A 1,041-nucleotide genomic window follows, 5' to 3' on the forward strand; every position below is an offset into this window, starting at 1 on the left:
GGCAGTTCTTCCTCGGCGTGCTCCAGCCAGGGACCTCGGTGGGTGAGCCGGGGGTGCATCCGGTCCCAGGCCATCGCCTCGGCCTTGCCGTAGCGGGTGGTGCCCGTAGCCGTGGTGACGTCGGGCTGGTGCCAGCTTTCGGGCTTGGCGAAAGTGAGGACGCCGCCGTGTCGGCGGGGCCTCCCGCCCTTCGGCCCGGGGCGGGCCGGGCCCGGATCGCGGAGCATGACCCGGTCCGAGCGAAGCCGTCCGACCAGCACGACCGGCAGGTCGGCCAAGGCATGGGAGAGGTAGGCGACGTCATAGCCGGAGTCCATGACGACCAGCATCTGTGGATCGTCCGGCGCCCACTGTCCGGCCCGGATCAACCGCTCGATGACGTCACGTAGTTGGATGGCGGTCACGAGCGTTGCGTCGTCCGCGGGGCCCAGCCGCACGGCGTCCAGCAGTGCAACCCAGGAGGTGCGTCCGGCTTCCAGAGCGGCGACGAAAGAGTAGGGCCAACCAGGGACGAGCTGGTCGCGGCTGCGATCGCCGCGTCCATAGACGTGGCAGAAGAGACGGTTGTTGCTGGTGGGGGCATCGGGCCGCAGCCAGTTGGACACGTCGACGGCCAGCATGATCCGCCCGTCCGCCGCCTTCGGCAGCGGCAGCTCGGCCAGGGCCCGGCGCAGGCGTGTCGGCTCCAGCCAGCCACGGTCCAGCGCCGCATACAAGGCGCCGTGCCCGCGCCGGTGCTCGACGGCCAGCGACAGCTCGACCAGAGTCTTGACCGGGCCGTCCGCGCACAGCACTGCATCCGTGAGCTCGAACAACGCATCCGCACGGGCGTACAGACAGTCATAGAACTCGACCCGAAAGCGGGACAGGACGTCCAATGCCCCGCTCGCAGGCACGTTGGCTGGAAGACTCATAAACAGCGGCCGTTCCCTCGTACTTCGTGACTCGACATCTCGAAGCGTGGGGAACGGCCGCGTCGTATGCTCCCCGATCCCGGAGATCTCAGCAGGTCGAGTGACCCTCGAGGTTAAACAACAAGCT

Annotated in this window: 1 protein-coding gene; it reads right to left on the reverse strand. The window is 68.4% G+C overall.

The features are described from left to right. On the reverse strand, window positions 1–914 hold a 914-nt coding region (locus tag ABT247_RS33570; protein WP_502892552.1), incomplete at its 3' end, for a transposase. Between the last annotated feature and the right edge of the window lie 127 nt (window positions 915–1,041).

The organism is Kitasatospora sp. NPDC001539 (genome assembly GCF_040298565.1).
GTDB lineage: Bacteria > Actinomycetota > Actinomycetes > Streptomycetales > Streptomycetaceae > Kitasatospora.